Annotated in this window: 13 protein-coding genes and 1 riboswitch; of the genes, 5 read left to right on the forward strand and 8 right to left on the reverse strand. The window is 67.7% G+C overall.

The annotated features are described in order from the left end of the window. Positions 1-29: 29 nt before the first annotated feature. Positions 30-3,587 (reverse strand): cobaltochelatase subunit CobN, encoded by a 3,558-nt coding sequence (cobN, locus tag LFM09_RS01295; RefSeq protein ID WP_414094334.1) that lies wholly within the window; start codon positions 3,585-3,587, stop codon positions 30-32. 34 nt (positions 3,588-3,621) lie between these two features. Then, a riboswitch (cobalamin riboswitch) is annotated at positions 3,622-3,759 on the reverse strand. Positions 3,760-3,767: 8 nt separating this feature from the next. On the opposite strand from cobN, the gene LFM09_RS01300 reads away from it, so the two are divergent. Genes LFM09_RS01300 through LFM09_RS01310 form a run of 3 tightly spaced genes read left to right on the forward strand, consistent with a single transcriptional unit; the run spans position 3,768 to position 6,888 of the window. Next, entirely contained in the window at positions 3,768-4,808 is a 1,041-nt protein-coding gene (locus LFM09_RS01300; protein ID WP_414094335.1) for a hypothetical protein, read from the forward strand. Beyond that, positions 4,805-5,425 (forward strand): precorrin-8X methylmutase, encoded by a 621-nt coding sequence (locus LFM09_RS01305; RefSeq protein ID WP_414094336.1) that lies wholly within the window; start codon positions 4,805-4,807, stop codon positions 5,423-5,425. Before LFM09_RS01300 ends, LFM09_RS01305 begins: the two co-directional genes overlap by 4 nt. Continuing rightward, positions 5,422-6,888: a precorrin-2 C(20)-methyltransferase gene (locus LFM09_RS01310; protein WP_414094337.1), complete on the forward strand. Its 1,467-nt coding sequence runs from the start codon at positions 5,422-5,424 to the stop codon at positions 6,886-6,888. Before LFM09_RS01305 ends, LFM09_RS01310 begins: the two co-directional genes overlap by 4 nt. Here the strand turns inward: LFM09_RS01310 and LFM09_RS01315 are convergent. The 6 genes from LFM09_RS01315 to LFM09_RS01340 form a co-directional block, all read right to left on the reverse strand. Then, a complete protein-coding gene (locus LFM09_RS01315) occupies positions 6,860-7,561 on the reverse strand; it encodes a cobalt-precorrin-6A reductase (RefSeq protein WP_414094338.1) in 702 nt (233 codons plus the stop codon). The genes LFM09_RS01310 and LFM09_RS01315 overlap by 29 nt on opposite strands. Beyond that, the gene (gene cobM, locus LFM09_RS01320) at positions 7,558-8,298 is read right to left on the reverse strand and encodes a precorrin-4 C(11)-methyltransferase (RefSeq protein WP_414094339.1); all 741 of its coding nucleotides are present in this window, start codon (positions 8,296-8,298) and stop codon (positions 7,558-7,560) included. The genes LFM09_RS01315 and cobM overlap by 4 nt, the downstream gene beginning before the upstream one ends. Beyond that, on the reverse strand, positions 8,295-9,443 hold the full coding sequence (gene cbiE, locus LFM09_RS01325; RefSeq protein WP_414094340.1) for a precorrin-6y C5,15-methyltransferase (decarboxylating) subunit CbiE: 1,149 nt from the start codon (positions 9,441-9,443) through the stop codon (positions 8,295-8,297). The genes cobM and cbiE overlap by 4 nt, the downstream gene beginning before the upstream one ends. Continuing rightward, complete coding sequence (locus LFM09_RS01330; protein ID WP_414094341.1) at positions 9,424-9,804, reverse strand: TIGR03618 family F420-dependent PPOX class oxidoreductase; 381 nt, start codon at positions 9,802-9,804, stop codon at positions 9,424-9,426. The genes cbiE and LFM09_RS01330 overlap by 20 nt, the downstream gene beginning before the upstream one ends. 46 nt (positions 9,805-9,850) lie before the next feature. Then, positions 9,851-10,003 carry a hypothetical protein gene (locus LFM09_RS01335; RefSeq protein WP_414094342.1) on the reverse strand — a complete coding sequence of 51 codons (153 nt, stop codon included), beginning with the start codon at positions 10,001-10,003 and terminating at the stop codon, positions 9,851-9,853. Positions 10,004-10,166: 163 nt separating this feature from the next. Then, the gene (locus LFM09_RS01340; RefSeq protein WP_414094668.1) at positions 10,167-12,443 is read right to left on the reverse strand and encodes a chitobiase/beta-hexosaminidase C-terminal domain-containing protein; all 2,277 of its coding nucleotides are present in this window, start codon (positions 12,441-12,443) and stop codon (positions 10,167-10,169) included. 158 nt (positions 12,444-12,601) lie between these two features. Between LFM09_RS01340 and LFM09_RS01345 the strand changes: the two genes are divergently transcribed. Beyond that, positions 12,602-13,441 carry a helix-turn-helix domain-containing protein gene (locus LFM09_RS01345; protein WP_414094343.1) on the forward strand — a complete coding sequence of 280 codons (840 nt, stop codon included), beginning with the start codon at positions 12,602-12,604 and terminating at the stop codon, positions 13,439-13,441. Next, the gene (locus LFM09_RS01350) at positions 13,416-13,598 is read left to right on the forward strand and encodes a DUF397 domain-containing protein (protein ID WP_414094344.1); all 183 of its coding nucleotides are present in this window, start codon (positions 13,416-13,418) and stop codon (positions 13,596-13,598) included. The genes LFM09_RS01345 and LFM09_RS01350 overlap by 26 nt, the downstream gene beginning before the upstream one ends. Here LFM09_RS01350 and LFM09_RS01355 read toward each other — a convergent pair. Continuing rightward, positions 13,576-15,240 (reverse strand): aminotransferase class V-fold PLP-dependent enzyme, encoded by a 1,665-nt coding sequence (locus tag LFM09_RS01355; protein ID WP_414094345.1) that lies wholly within the window; start codon positions 15,238-15,240, stop codon positions 13,576-13,578. The two genes, LFM09_RS01350 and LFM09_RS01355, sit on opposite strands and share 23 nt — an antisense overlap. Position 15,241 lies beyond the last annotated feature (1 nt).

Raw genomic sequence — 15,241 nt, forward strand, 5'->3', positions numbered from 1 at the left:
CTCAGGTGCACGAAAGAGCCCTTCACACATCAGGCGCCGTCTTCCAGGTCGCCCTCGGTTTCGAGGTACGCCGCCCTGAGCGCGTCCAAAGTGGACGGCTCCGGGTGCTCCCACATCTTCCGCTCGGCCGCCTCCAGGAGGCGTTCGGCGATCCCGTGCAACGCCCACGGGTTCGAGGCCTGCAGGAACTTGCGGGTCTCCGGGTCCAGCACGTACGACTCGGTCAGCTTCTCGTACATCCAGTCCGCGACCACGCCCGTCGTGGCGTCGTAGCCGAACAGGTACTCCACCGTCGCCTGCAGCTCGAACGCGCCCTTGTACCCGTGCTGCCGCATCGCCCCGATCCAGCGCGGGTTCACCACGCGGGCGCGGAAGATCCGTGAGGTCTCCTCGGTCAACGTGCGGGTGCGGACCGCCTCCGGACGCGTGCTGTCACCGACGTACGCCGCGGGAGCCTTGCCCGTCAACGCCTTCACCATCGTGACCATGCCGCCGTGGTACTGGAAGTAGTCGTCCGAGTCGGCGATGTCGTGCTCGCGGGTGTCGATGTTCTTGGCCGCCACCGCGATCCGCCGGTACGCCGACTCCATGTCCGCACGCGCCGCCACGCCGTCGACCCCGCGCCCGTACGCATATCCGCCCCACACCGCGTAAACCTCGGCGATGTCGGAAGAATCGCGCCAGTTGCGGCTGTCGATCAACGGCAGCACGCCCGCGCCGTACGCACCCGGCTTCGATCCGAAGATCCGCAGCGTGGCACGCCGTTCGTCACCGTGCTCCGCCAGATCCGCGACCATGTGCTCCCGCACGAAGTTCTCGGGCTCGTCGAGCGATGCCACCAGCTGCACGGCATCGTCCAAAAGGGACACCACGTGCGGGAAGGCGTCCCGGAAGAACCCGGAGATCCGGACCGTCACGTCGATGCGCGGCCTGCCGAGCTCGTCGGCCGGAATGACCTCGAGCCCGGTCACGCGGCGCGACTGGTCGTCCCACACCGGCCGCACGCCGAGCAGCGCGAACACCTCGGCGATGTCGTCACCGGCCGTGCGCATCGCGGACGTGCCCCAGACCGACAGGCCGACGGACGGCGGCCACTCACCGTCGTTCTCCTCGCGGTACCTGGCGAGCAACGAGTCCGCCATCGCCTGCCCGGTCTCCCACGCGAGGCGCGACGGGATTGCCTTCGGGTCGACCGAGTAGAAGTTGCGCCCGGTCGGCAGCACGTTCACCAGGCCGCGCAACGGCGATCCGGACGGCCCGGCGGGAATGTAGCCGCCGTCCAACGCGTGCAGCACGTGCGTCATCTCGTCCGTGGTGCGCGCCAGCCTCGGCACGACCTCAACGGCAGCGAACTCCAGGATCTTCTGCACGTCGACCGACTCGTGCAGAGTCGAAGCCACCGCGGCATCCCAGCCCGCGTCCTCCATGGCCTGGACGAGCCCGCGAGCCTGTTCCTCAACGGCGTCAACATCTTCACGCGCAGTGGAGGAGAGCCCGAGCGCCTCCCGCAGCCCCGGCAGCGCGGCGACCTGACCGCCCCACATCTGCCGCGCCTGCAGCATCGCGAGCACGAGGTTCACCCGCACGCTTCCGGTCGGCGCCTCGCCGAGGATGTGCAGCCCGTCGCGGATCTGGACGTCCTTGACCTCGCACAGCCACCCGTCGACGTGCAGCAGGAACTCGTCGAACTCCGCGTCGTGCGGCCGATCGTCCAGCCCCAGGTCGTGGTCGAGCTTCGCGGCCTGGATCAACGTCCAGATCTGCGCGCGGATCGCCGGCAGCTTCGCCGGGTCCATCGCGGAGATGTTGCCGTACTCGTCCAGCAACTGCTCCAGCCGCGCGATGTCGCCGTAGCTGTCCGCGCGGGCCATCGGCGGCACCAGGTGGTCGACCAGCGTCGCGTGCGCGCGCCGCTTCGCCTGCGTGCCCTCACCGGGGTCGTTGACGAGGAACGGGTACACCAGCGGCAGATCACCGAGCGCCGCGTCCGTGCCGCACGATGCCGACATGCCGACGGTCTTGCCCGGCAACCACTCCAGGTTGCCGTGCTTGCCGACGTGCACCACCGCGTCCGCGCCGAACGACGACTCGATCCACCGGTACGCCGCGAGGTAGTGGTGCGACGGAGGCAGGTCCGGGTCGTGGTAGATCGCGATGGGGTTCTCGCCGAACCCTCGCGGCGGCTGCACGATCACCACGACGTTGCCGGACTCCAGCGCCGCCAGCACGATCTCGCCTTCGCGAGACTTCGAGTGGTCGACGAACAACGTGCCCGGCGCGTCACCCCAGTGCTCCTGCATCGACTCGCGGAAGTCGTCCGGCAGCGTCTCGTAGAACTCGCGGTAGTCCGCCGCCGCGATGCGCACGGGGTTGCTCTCGAACTGCTCCTGCGTCAACCAGTCCGCGTCCTGCCCACCGGCGGCGATCAACGCGTGGATCAGCGCGTCGCCGTCCAGCTCGTCAACGCCCGGCAGCGCGTCGCCGATGTCGTAACCGTGCTCCCGCATGGCCTTCAGCAACCGCACGGTCGACGCCGGCGTGTCCAGGCCGACGGCGTTGCCGATCCGAGAGTGCTTGGTCGGGTACGCCGACAGCATCACCGCGATCTTGCGGTCCTCGACGGGAATGTGGCGCAGCTTCCCGTGCCTGACCGCGATACCGGCGACGCGCAGCGCCCGTTCGGGATCGGCCACGTACACCGTGAGGCCGTCCTCGTCGATCTCCTTGAAGGAGAACGGAACCGTGATGATCCGCCCGTCGAACTCCGGGATCGCCACCTGCGTCGCGGTGTCCAAAGGAGACAGTCCGTCGTCGTTCTCGTCCCACGACTCACGGCTCGAAGTCAGGCACAACCCCTGCAGGATCGGCACGTCGAGCGCCGCCAGCGCCCCGACGTCCCAGGCCTCGTCATCGCCACCGGCACTGGCCTTGGCCGGGTTCGTGCCACCCGCCGCCAACACGGTCACGATCAGCGCGTCGGCCTGCCCCAGCGTCTCCAGCAGCTCCGGCTCGGCCGTGCGCAACGACGAGCAGTAGACCGGCAGCGGCCTCCCGCCCTTGGCCTCGATCGCGTCGCACAACGCGTGCACGAACGCCGTGTTGCCCGCCACGTGATGCGCCCGGTAGTAGAGCACCGCGACCGTGGGCCCCTCACCGGCTTGTGGACGCTCCAGCACACCCCACGTCGGCGTGGCCACGGGCGGAGCGAACCCGTGCCCGGTCAGCAGGATCGTGTCCTCCAGGAACTTGTGCAGTTCCGTGAGGTTCTGCGGGCCGCCGTGCGCCAGGTAGAGGTGCGCTTCCGCGCAAACACCGCCCGGCACCGTCGACAGCTCCATCAACGCCGCGTCCGGCTGCTGCTCACCGCCGAGCACCACGACCGGCAGCCCGCTGGCCAGCAGCCAGTCGAGCCCCTCCTCCCACATCCTCCGGCCACCGAGGATGCGCACGACGACGAGGTCGACACCCTCGACGAGCGCCGGCAGGTCTTCAACGGTGGTTCGTGCGGGGTTGCCGAGCCGGTACTCGGCACCACAGGCCCGAGCCGACAGCAGGTCGGTGTCGGAGGTCGACAGCAGCAGGATCACGCAGGCTCCATCCCTCGTGGGGTCCTCGCCCCAGGTTGCGGGTGACCGACGAAGCGGAGTTCCTGACTCCCAGAGGGCTATCCCCTGGTCACAGTGGCGGGACCGCGCCGGATTCGCACCGGCTTCCTCCTGCGCTTCGCAGTTCGGGCTCACCCTAACCGGCGGGTTACAGTCCGACCTATGCGTACTCACCCGGATGCCTGCCCCGGCGCCGTCGAGCTGCATCAGGCAGCCGATGGCGGCCTGGCCCGCATCCGGGTACCGGGCGGCACCCTTTCCGCAGCTCAGTGGGACGTCGTCCGGTTGGCCGCGCTCGACCTGGGCAACGGCACGCTGGAGCTCACCTCGCGCGCGAACCTCCAGATCAGAGGCCTCGCCGACGGTCTTGAGCTGGGTTCGCGGCTGCGTGCCGCCGGCCTGCTCCCGTCCGACACCCACGAACGCATCCGCAACATCATCGCCGCACCTCTGGAGCCCAACCAGGCGCTGGTCGACGCCCTGGACGCGGCCGTGTGCGCGGACCCGTTGCTGGCCTCGCTGCCAGGCCGTTTCCTGGTCACCGTCGGGTTGCCGGTGAGCGGTCTCGGCGGCGACTTCGGCCTGGTGGACGACGTTCTGCTGCTCGCGGGCACCGATACCGGCATCCGGGTGACCGACCCGGTGGACGCTGTGGTGACAGCAGCGCGCCTCTTCCAGGAGATGCGCGGAACGGCCTGGCGCCTGTCCGAAGTGGACGGCGGTGTGCGAAAGATCACCGAGCACTTCGGCGCCACCGACGCCCCGCGCATCACCCCGGCTGTGACCCCGGTCGCACCCTCTCCGACCGCTCCGGGTGTGCCGCTGGGCCGTCTGGACGCACACCAGCTCGCCGGCGTGCCGATCCGGCTGACCCCGTGGCGTTTGCTGATCGTGCCGCCCGGCACCGACACCACCGGTTTGATCACCGACCCCGCCTCGCCGTGGCACGGAGTCAGCGCCTGCACCGGCCGCCCCGGCTGCGCCAAGTCACTCTCTGACGTACGCGCCGACGCTGCCGCGTGGGTAGACGGAACACACCACACACACGCACCCGGCCGGGTACCCCCAATTTCAATTCTAGGGACCAGGTCCGACATCCCCGGCCAGGTCCACTGGTCGGGTTGCTCCCGCCGCTGCGGCCGCCCGGCCGGCGATGTGATCGAGTTCGTCGCGACCGGCGATGGCTACGAGGAGATCAGGTGACGCAGTACATCAAGGACGGCGCGGAGATCTACCGCCAGTCCTTCGCCACCATCCGCGCGGAATCGGACCTCACCAGGTTCCCCGAAGACGTCGCGAAAGTGGTCGTCCGCATGATCCACGCGTGCGGCATGACCGACCTGCCGAACGACGTGGCCTTCTCCCCCGACGTCGTCCGCAACGCCCGCGAAGCTCTGCGAGCAGGCGCCCCGATCCTCTGCGACGCCAACATGGTCGCGTCCGGCGTGACCCGCCGCCGTCTCCCCAAAGACAACGAAGTCCTGTGCTACCTCCAGGATCCCCGCACGCCCGACCTCGCCAAGACCATCGGCAACACCCGCAGCGCAGCCGCCCTCGAACTCCTCCAGGACCGCTTCGAGGGCGCCGTGATCGCGATCGGCAACGCCCCCACCGCTCTCTTCCACCTGCTCGACCTGATCGACGCAGGGGCGCCACGACCAGCCGCCGTCCTCGGCATCCCGGTGGGCTTCATCGGCGCGGCGGAATCCAAAGAAGCTTTGGCCGCAACGGATCTGGAACACCTGGTGGTCCACGGCCGGCGCGGCGGCAGCGCCATGACGGCAGCGGCCATCAACGCGATCGCGAGCGAGGAAGAATGACGGGCAAGCTCTACGGCGTCGGCCTGGGTCCGGGCGACCCCGAACTCGTGACGGTCAAGGCCGCGCGACTCATCAGGGAAGCCGACGTGGTCGCGTTCCACAGCGCCCGCCACGGCCGCAGCGTCGCGAAAACCATTGCGGAGCCGTACTTCCGCAGCCAAGATGATCCAAATCCGCAGATCCAGGAACAGCTGATCTACCCGGTCACGACCGAGGACACGGACGACTACCAGGGCGAGATCGACCAGTTCTACGAGGAAGCCGCAGCCCGTCTCGCAGCTCACCTCGACGCCGGCAGGAACGTGGTCGTCCTCGCCGCCGGAGACCCGTTCTTCTACGGCTCCTACATGCACATGCACAAACGCCTCGCCGACCGCTACGACTGGGAAGTCGTCCCCGGCGTCACGAGCGTCAGCGGTGCCAGCGCGGTCCTGGGCACCCCGCTGGTCGAACGCGACGAGGTCCTCACGATCCTCCCCGGCACCCTGTCCCCGGAAGAGCTCGCGACGCGCCTCGCCGACACCGACTCGGCCGCGATCCTCAAGCTGGGCCGCACCTTCGGCAACGTCAAGGAAGCACTCGACAAGGCGGGCAGGCTCGACGGCGCGTGGTACGTCGAACGCGCCACCACGGGCCGCCAGAAGACCTCGAAGCTCGCCGACGTCGACCCCGACAGCGTCCCGTACTTCTCCCTGGCCCTGCTCCCCAGCCAGTCCAAGCCCACCAAGCCGAAGGGCGAGGTCGTGGTCGTGGGCCTCGGCCCAGGCGCACGAGAATGGCTCACCCCCGAGGCCAAACAAGCCCTGGAGTCCGCCGACGACCTGGTCGGCTACAGCACCTACCTCAACCGCGTCCCCACCCGCCCCGGCCAGACGAAACACGCCTCCCACAACCAGGTCGAGTCCGAACGAGCGGCGTTCGCCCTGGACCTGGCCCGCAGGGGCAAGCGGGTGGCGGTCGTCTCCTCTGGCGACCCCGGCATCTTCGCGATGGCCACCGCGGTCCTGGAGGTCGCGGCAGAAGCCCAGGACGTCCCGGTGCGCATCATCCCCGGCGTCACCGCGGCAAACGCCGTGGCAGCAAAGGCAGGCGCCCCACTCGGCCACGACTACGCGGTGATCTCGCTGAGCGACCGCCTCAAGCCGTGGGACGTCATCGCGGAACGCCTGACCGCCACCGCCAAGGCCGACCTGGTCATCGCGATCTACAACCCGGCGTCCAAGGCCCGCACGCACCAGGTAGCGGACATGCGCGACCTGCTGCTGAAGCACCGCGCCCCAGAAACCCCACTGGTGGTAGGACGAGACGTCGGCGGCCCCGAGGAAGAGATCCGCGTCCTCACGCTCGGCACGCTCGACCCGGCCACGATCGACATGCGCTGCCTGCTGATCATCGGCTCGTCTCAGACGATCGTGACCGACAAGGGAGTCGTGTTCACCCCGCGACGCTACCCAACCACCTGACCGCAGCATCGACGTCGGCCACCGTTTCCGCAGGCGGGAGCGGTGGCCGGCGCACGACCACCACCGGAATCCCCAGCAACCGCGCGGCTTCCAGCTTGGCCGACGTCATCGAGCCACCGCTGTCCTTGGTCACCAGAGCATCGATCCGCCACGATCGCATCAGCTCCAGCTCACCGTCCACAGTGAACGGTCCGCGCGACAGCAGCACCTCGATCCGTTGCGGCACAGGCGGCGATGGCGGCTCGACCATCCGCGCCAGGAACCACTGCGAACACCCGGCGAACTCGGCGAGATCCTGCCGCCCGGTCGTGAGGAACACCCGCTCACCAGGCAGGTTCGCCGCCGCCTCGGCAACGCTGTCCACCCAACGCCACCCCGGCTCAGGCGTGAACCCAGGCCGCCGCAGGATCAGGAACGGCACCCCAACCGCCGCACAAGCCTCAAAGGCGTTCGAGGTGATCCGAGCCGCGAACGGATGGGTGGCGTCGACCACGGCGTGAATGTTGTTGTCCCGCAACCACTGCGCCAGCCCGTCCACGCCCCCGAACCCACCGACCCGCACCTCACCCACCGGCAGCCGCGGCGAACTCACACGACCGGCCAGGGACGAGATCGCCGGAACCCGGGAAGCCAGCTCACGTGCCTCCCCGGTCCCACCGAGGATCAAGATCATCGGACGCGCGTCGCCGAGTACAGGTGGCTGTCCGGGAACTGCGTGGCCCCCAGCGTCTGCCCCACGATGATCACCGCGGTCCGCTTGATCCCCGCGGCCCGCACCTGATCAGCGATGTCGTCCAACGTCCCCCGCAGCACGATCTCGTCAGCCCGCGACGCGTACGCGACCACCGCGACCGGGCAGTCCACGCCGTAGTTCGGCACGAGCTCCGCGACCACGTCGGAAATCCGCTGCACAGCCAGATGCAGCACGAGAGTCGCGCGACTGCGACCCAACGTGTCCAGGTCCTCACCGGGAGGCATCGGCGTGGCGCGCTGCGAAGTACGGGTGAGGATCACCGTCTGCCCAACCCCGGGCACGGTCAACTCACGCTGCAAGGAAGCCGCAGCAGCTGCGAACGCCGGCACCCCCGGCGTCACGTCGTACGAAATCCCCAACGCGTCCAACCGGCGCATCTGCTCGGCCATCGCGCTGAACACCGCGGGGTCCCCGGAATGCAGCCGAGCCACGTCCAAGCCCTGTTCATCAGCCGCGACCAGCTCCGCGAGGATCTCGTCCAGCGTCAGCTCGGCCGTGTCGATCTTGCGAGCCCCGGCGGGGCAGAAGTCCAGCAGCTCAACAGGAACCAGCGCACCCGCGTAGAGGCAGACCGGCGAGGAGGCGATGAGATCCCGCCCCCGCACCGTGATCAGGTCAGCGGCCCCGGGACCAGCGCCGATGAAGTGCACGGTCACTTGGTCACGCTCCACGTCGTCACGGGCATCTGCGGCCGCCACCCCGTGAACCGGCCGACCGACGACCCCCGGTTCACCGCGATCCGCACCAGGTCACCGCCGACCTTCGCGTACCACTGCGCCACCACGGCCTCGGACTCCAGCGTCACGGCGTTCACCACCAGCCGCCCACCGGCGCCCAGGGCGTCCCAGCACGTCTGCACCATGCCCGGCACCGTCAGCCCGCCACCGATGAAGATCGCGTCCGGCTTCTCCAGCCCCTCCAACGCCTCCGGAGCCCGTCCGATGTGGACCTCGACTCCGGGAACACCCAGCGAGGCAGCGTTCCGGACGATCCGCTCAGCCCGTTCGGCGGACTGCTCCACCGCGATCGCCCGGCACGTCGGATGCGTCCGCGACCACTCGATCGCGATCGAACCCGACCCGGACCCGACGTCCCACAACAGTTGCCCTGGCAACGGCCCCAGTGTCGACAGCGAAATCGCCCGCACCTCACGCTTCGTCAACTGGCCATCGGTCTCGTACGCGTCGTCCGGCAACCCCGGCACCCGCGAATACCCGCTCCCGGTGCACTCGATCGCGATGACGCACAACGGGTCCGAGCTCTCCCCGGACCACTCGTAGACCCGCTCGGCGGGCCCACCCAACTGCTCCAGCACCGTCACCGGTCCGGCAAGCGCAGCCACCGCCGCCGGATCACCACCCAGGACGAGCACGCGCCGCCCAGGCGTCAACGCGGGCCGCAGCAGATCGGCAGACCGCCCGACCAGCGACACGACCTCGACCTCGTTCAGCGCCCACCCGAGCCGAGCACAGGCCAGCGACACCGACGAGGGGTGCGGGATCACGGTAACCCGCGAACCCAGCAAACGGACCAAAGTCGTGCCAATGCCGTGAAACATGGGATCGCCGGACGCCAGCACACAGACGCCGTCGCGATACTTCTCGAAGAGCGCGGGCAACGCCGGTACCAGCGGCGACGGCCACGCGACCCGTTCGAACTCCCCCGGCACCAGATCGAGCTGCCGCCGCGACCCCATCAGCACCTTCGCGCCCCGGACCGCGGCTTGGGCAGCAGGAGACAGCCCGTCCCACCCGTCGGCCCCGATGCCGACGACGACAACGTCAGAGAGTTCCGGTGACACGCCGCACCTGGATCTCGATCACGACGCGCTCGGGGTTGACCCGAGGCTGCTTGTAGCGAAGCGCATACCGCCGCACGGCCTCCGCAACGGATTCCACGTCGTCGCGAACAACCGCCGGACCCTCCAACGTGGACCAACGCCGTCCGTCCACCTGGCACACAGCGGCGTACCCGGCCTTGCGCACGTGCTTGACCTTCCACGACGCACCGTGCGTGATGATCCGCGCCAGGCCGGCCTCCTGGTCGAGCGTGACCCCGACCGGCACGACGTGCGGAGTCCCGTCCGGACGCACGGTGGACAGCGTGCACAGGTGCCGCTCAGCCCAGAACTCGGCGAACTCCGCGCCACGCTCGATCGACATGCAACGCATCATGCAACGCCGTCCCGACGAAACGAAATCGACCCACTCACGAACGCCGCACGGGCCGCCCGTCGTCGTGGTAGAGGCGGTCGATCACCTGCCAGCCGCGGCCGGTGCCCAGGAACCACCAGCCCAGGTGCGGGTCGTCGGGCAGGGTGCCGTCCAGCAGCCGCAGAAACCCGTCGGCCACCTCCAGCACGCACCCGACCCGCACAAGCTCCTCGCCGGTCCGCGAACCACACGGCGAACGCGTCGTACAACGCCCAGAAGTAGCGCTCCCCCACGGTGACCGTCGTCGTCTTGCTCACCCAGCGAGAATACGGCCCGCCACCTCAGGTGACGGGCCGTATTTCACGACGCTGCTACGGGTAGTTGACGACGTTCACCGGCACCGTGCCCGGCGGCGTCACCGCCCCCACGTCGTTGACCACGTGGGTGATCGTTCCCTGGTAGTTGAGCGACACGGTCAACAGGTTGTGCAGCCTCACTCCAGGCCGGTTCGGCACCTCGAACGCGTGCTCGGCCCGCACCGACGGGTTGACGTTGAAGAAGCAGTAGCTCCCCAGTCCCCACGCCTCGTGCGTGGTGACGTGATCAGCCACCTTGTAGGCCGCGTACCCGGCCACCCCGTTCGGCGCCATCCAGGACGCCTGGTTCGGCACGTCGTAAGGCATCTCGTTCTGGAAGAAGATCGTCCGCCCGCCCTGACCGTTCCAGATCACCTGGTACTTCTGGTAGTGCTCGACGAACAACCCCGTGGCCAGCACGTTGTTCCCGTTCACGATCACGCCGGTGTCACCGATCGCCTCGTCCCAGCCCCACGTGCCGGGATTGCCGTGATCGGCGCGCCAGACCCAGGTGTGGTCGATGATCGTGTTGTGGCTGTTGACGACCAGGCTGTTGGTCGCCTTGCCCGCGATCGCTCCACCGACCCGGAAGAACACGTCCTGCAAGGTCGTCGGGTTGGCCGCGTGCGAAGCCGACGAACCCGCAGGCCCCACGGTCAGCAACGAGTTCGACAGCGTCGTGCCGGCGTCGAACAGGATGCCCTTGATGCGCACGCCGTCGACGTCCGCGACCTGCATCGCGGTCACGCCGTTCTGCGGCACGATCGTCGGGTAGCCGATGCCCAGCACGACGGTGTTCGGCCGCGTGATGTTGATCGTCTGGTTGACGTTGTAGATGCCCGGCGTGAAGAACAGGTTGCAGCCGCTCGCCAGCGCCGCGTTGATCGTGGAAGCCGTGTCGCCGGCCTTCACTACGTAGAACTGGCTCATCGGCAACGAGCTACCAGGCGTGCCACCGTTGATCCACGACGCGCCGGAAGCGTTGGTGCGCAAGGAAGGCAGGAACACGCGGTACTGGCCACCCTCGAGGTAGAGGTAAGGCACGTCCCGCGAGATCGGCGTGGTCGCCAGGTTCGTCTCGGGCGGCGTCGGGAACGTGTTGGGCGGCGCCCCCGGCGTACCGGAGAACACCATGTTCCACACACCGCCTTCCCAACTGCCGTAGTTGGAATCGCGCGTGTACCACTGCTGCTGCGAGATGGACGCCGTCAGCCCAGACACACGACTGTCAGCCGTGTAGCCGCCTGACGCAAACCCGTACGACGCCGGGTACAGCGCCAGGTTGCCGCGAATGTCCATCCGCCGGAACGGCGCCGCCTGCGCGACCGCCCACCGGTTGGTGCCGTTGCTCGGGACGACCGCCATGTTCTCCGCTGAGCGCCAGAAGTTCTGCAGGGCAACACCCTTGTCCGACTCGTTGAACGCATCCACGGTGATGTCACCGTTGATCACCACGTCGCCAGGGTTGCGCCCAAGACCCGCAACCGACGTGTAGTAACCGACGTCGTCATGGATGCCGTTGTACGTGCCGGGCTTGAACAGATGCGCGACCCGGCGCGGCGCCATCTGCGCCGTCAGCGTGTCCTTCTGCATGTTGAAGTCCGCGTCCAGCTGCGTCTGGATGCTGGCCGGGGACATGCTCGGGTCGAAGATGCGCGTGTTCGGCCCGAAGTTCGGGTTGTCCGACTGGACGCATCCTTGCGTCGTGCCGATCGTGTAGGTGGCGCTTCCCACTGCGGAATTCGCCAGCCCCGCCTTGATGCCGATCGCGTTGATCGTGCGACTGGTCGGCACCGAGATCGGCCCGGTGTAGAGCGGAGAACTGCCCGTCGGCGTCGAACCGTCCACTGTGTACCGGATCGCGGCGCCGGCGGTGGCCGTCGAGATCGTCACGGTCTGCGCGGACGTGTACGCGCCACCCGGCGGGCTGAACGTCGGCGTCGCAACGGGCTGTTGCGTGTTGCCGTGCGTGTAGGTGAAGTGCGGCGAGTCGTACTGCGGGCCGCCCTTCTCGTAGGTGAACCAGTACTCGATCTGCGTGCCGGAAGACAGCGAACCGACCGTCTTCTGCCAGGTCCCGGCGTTGTTCGTCATCCGGAAGTTCTGCTGCGGAGTACCGGTGATGAGGTAGTGCACGTCGACGTACAGGGCAGGGGTCGTCGGCGTGAAGTTGATCCTCGCCTGAGTGGAGTCCAGCGCCGTCACGTTCTGCGTGTAGTCCTCGGCCGCTGAAGCAGTCGTGGACGAGGCAAGTGACGACAGGGCAATCGCTGCGGCGGCCAGGCCGGCCAGCCATCTCACCTTTGAGAGCGCTCTCACACTTGAACGATAAACATGAGATGTCGTTAAGCGAAAGATGCAAGCCGAGGGAAAGTAGTACCGGGACGCGGCCACCGTTTTCACCCGAACGAGCGGCTTCTTGAATTGAATACAACCCATAGCGTCGACGCATGACTCCCTCCACCGCTTACAGCAGGGACCTGGGCGACGAGCTACGGCGGCTGCGCGAGACGTGCACCGGGCTCAAGGGCCACGAGCTCGCCGAGAAGCTCGGCTGGGACCCGAGCAAGGTCTCCACCGTCGAGCACGGCAAGGCGCGTGCCAGCGAGATCGACCTGATCCAGTACTTGTCCATGTGCGGCAAGGACATCGACTTCGTGACGAACTTCAAGCAGCGCTACCAGTACGCCTTCGACGAGTACATCGTGCAGGTGTCCGGCAGCCTCCGCACCGTGGCGATGGCCGAGTCGACGGCCAAAAAGATCACCAGCTACTCGCCCCAGTCGATCCCAGGCCTCCTCCAAACTCCGGAGTACGCCGACGGCCTCTACCGGATGACCGGTGTCGTCACCGAGGAGCGCATCCCTGCCCTCGTCCAGTTCCGAACCGACCGCCAGACGATCCTGCGGCGGCACAATCGGCCGACTTGCTTGTTCTTCGTCCACGAGCATGCGCTGCAACTGGAGGTCGGGAGCTGCCAGATCATGGAGGACCAGTACGCGCGACTGCTGTTCAACACGCACACCATCCGGATCGTGCCTGCGAACGCACCAATGGCTGCCACAGGCTGCGTGTTGTGGGAGTTTGAGAAGGCGAGGCCGGTCGTCTTCAGCGAGACCAACCTCGCAAAGGTCTTCGTGGAGGATCCAGGCGCGATCGCTCGGACGAGGCTCCTCTTCGACCGCTTGGACCAGGTCGCCTTGAGTGCGGAACAATCGCGGAGCAAGCTGGCGGAGTACGTCGGCCAACCGCGAGAGGGCCTAGATGACTCAGGACCGAGCCTGGCGTAAGAGCAGCTACAGCGACGGCACCGAAGAAGGTGAGTGCGTCGAGGTTTCGCTGGACCACGACGCGCTGGTCAGGGACTCGAAGAACGCGAGCGGCGACGTCCTCGCGTTCTCGTCCCCCGCCTGGAAAGCCCTGCTCAGGTCCCTCGGTTCTCGTTGAGGTAGTTGTAGATCGTGTACCTGGTGACCTCCAGGACACCCGCCAGGTGATCCACCGAGTCCCGGATGAGGAAGAACCCCGCCTCGTCCAACACCCGCACAACCTGCGACTTGTGCACCTTCTTCATCAGCTCGACGGGCACACCAACGTCAGCGATCGCCTTCTCCACCAACACCCGCTGCAACGTGTCAACATCCTGTGGAAAGTGCTCAACCGGCCCAGAAGCCTCATGCGCCGCCAACTTGTTGACGCACAAACACCCCACAGCCACCCCAGCCGCATCCCGCACAAAGGTGGTCGACGACCAGATCGCCCGCCCATCAGGCGCATACGTCTCATACCCAGGCATATCGGTGGTCGTGCCACGCCGAACCAGCCCGAGCAACAGGTCGGTCATCGGCCCACCCACCTGCCGCCCGGTCAACGACCCGGCGATAGCGATGATCGAGTTGGGCAACCGAGACAGGTCATGCACCACAACCTCGGTATCCGGCCCCAGCGCCGAGGCAAGCGAGTCCACGGTCGGCACCAGCGCAGACAACGCAGCCGGCACCGGCGAAGCAGCCGCCCCGGACAACGACTTCAAGGCAGCCCGCACCCGCTCCAACGTCCCACGCGAAGTAGTGGCATGCGGCGACAACCGAACGTGCTCAGGCCGAACAGTCGCCGTGATCCCAAAGGCGTTCAAAGCCTCCCCGACCACCGAAGCCGCCTCAGGCATGGTGAACGCCAAGATCCCGGCCCGCCGCTCCCGAGCCGACACGATCTTGCCGCCACAAGACAGCACGATCTCCTCAAGCTCCGCGACCACCCCCGAAACCGCCGCATCGAGCTCGCCAACCCCAGCGAGCTCGACCAGTTCGAGGGCCTCCGCGAACGCCCCCGACACCACCGGCGAAAGATTCGTGATGTTCCAGGAAGCCGCATCGGACGCCGCGTCGTGCACGGAGTTGTCGAACAACCCGGCGTCCACCGCACCCGTCCACCCGGACAGCACAGGCGAAAGCCGCTCCAACGCCCGATCCGACAGCACCACGAACCCGGTGCTCCACCCGGCCCGCAACCACTTCTGCCCACCGACCACGAGCACATCGGCGAGTTCCCAGGGTTCGTCGACCACCCCAAAGCCCTGGATCCCGTCGACGATCAGCAGCCGATCACCGATGACCTCGCGCAACGTAGCCAGATCCGCCCGATACCCGGTCCGGAAGTCCACAGCGGACACCGACAACGCGGAAACCTCAGGCGTCAGGTGGTTCGCGACAGCAGCCGCCGCCACCGGCCCTTCCAGCACAACGGATGGCAGCCCAGCCCGCACCCACGGATAGGTGTTGGAAGGAAACTCAGCAGCGCTGTACATAACAGTCCCAGACAACCCGAAAGCCGCCTGGAACAGACCGATCGACGTGTTCGGAACCAGCGCGACATGATCGGTGTCGGACCGGCACAACCGCGCGACGGCGGCCTTCACCCGCTGTTCCTCGCGCATCAGCGTGTCCACTGTGGATGGACCGGCGAGCGAGGCCTGTTCCATCAGACGCGACGTGGCCGTGACGACCGCCAGAGACGGCGGACCGAAGCGGGCGAAGTCGAGGTACCCCTCCGGTTCACGGAACTGGGCGAGGTACGAGGAGTCGATCAAC

This window comes from Lentzea alba (assembly GCF_047445655.1).
Lineage (GTDB): Bacteria > Actinomycetota > Actinomycetes > Mycobacteriales > Pseudonocardiaceae > Lentzea > Lentzea alba_A.

What these genes read in the sequence shown, in the direction of transcription:
- LFM09_RS01310 (WP_414094337.1), top strand. Translation starts at nt 5,422, where the DNA reads ATGACGGGCAAGCTCTACGGCGTCGGCCTGGGTCCGGGCGACCCCGAA.
- LFM09_RS01300 (WP_414094335.1), top strand. Translation starts at nt 3,768, where the DNA reads ATGCGTACTCACCCGGATGCCTGCCCCGGCGCCGTCGAGCTGCATCAG.
- LFM09_RS01330 (WP_414094341.1), bottom strand. Translation starts at nt 9,804, where the DNA reads ATGTCGATCGAGCGTGGCGCGGAGTTCGCCGAGTTCTGGGCTGAGCGG.
- LFM09_RS01345 (WP_414094343.1), top strand. Translation starts at nt 12,602, where the DNA reads ATGACTCCCTCCACCGCTTACAGCAGGGACCTGGGCGACGAGCTACGG.
- LFM09_RS01350 (WP_414094344.1), top strand. Translation starts at nt 13,416, where the DNA reads ATGACTCAGGACCGAGCCTGGCGTAAGAGCAGCTACAGCGACGGCACC.
- LFM09_RS01315 (WP_414094338.1), bottom strand. Translation starts at nt 7,561, where the DNA reads ATGATCTTGATCCTCGGTGGGACCGGGGAGGCACGTGAGCTGGCTTCC.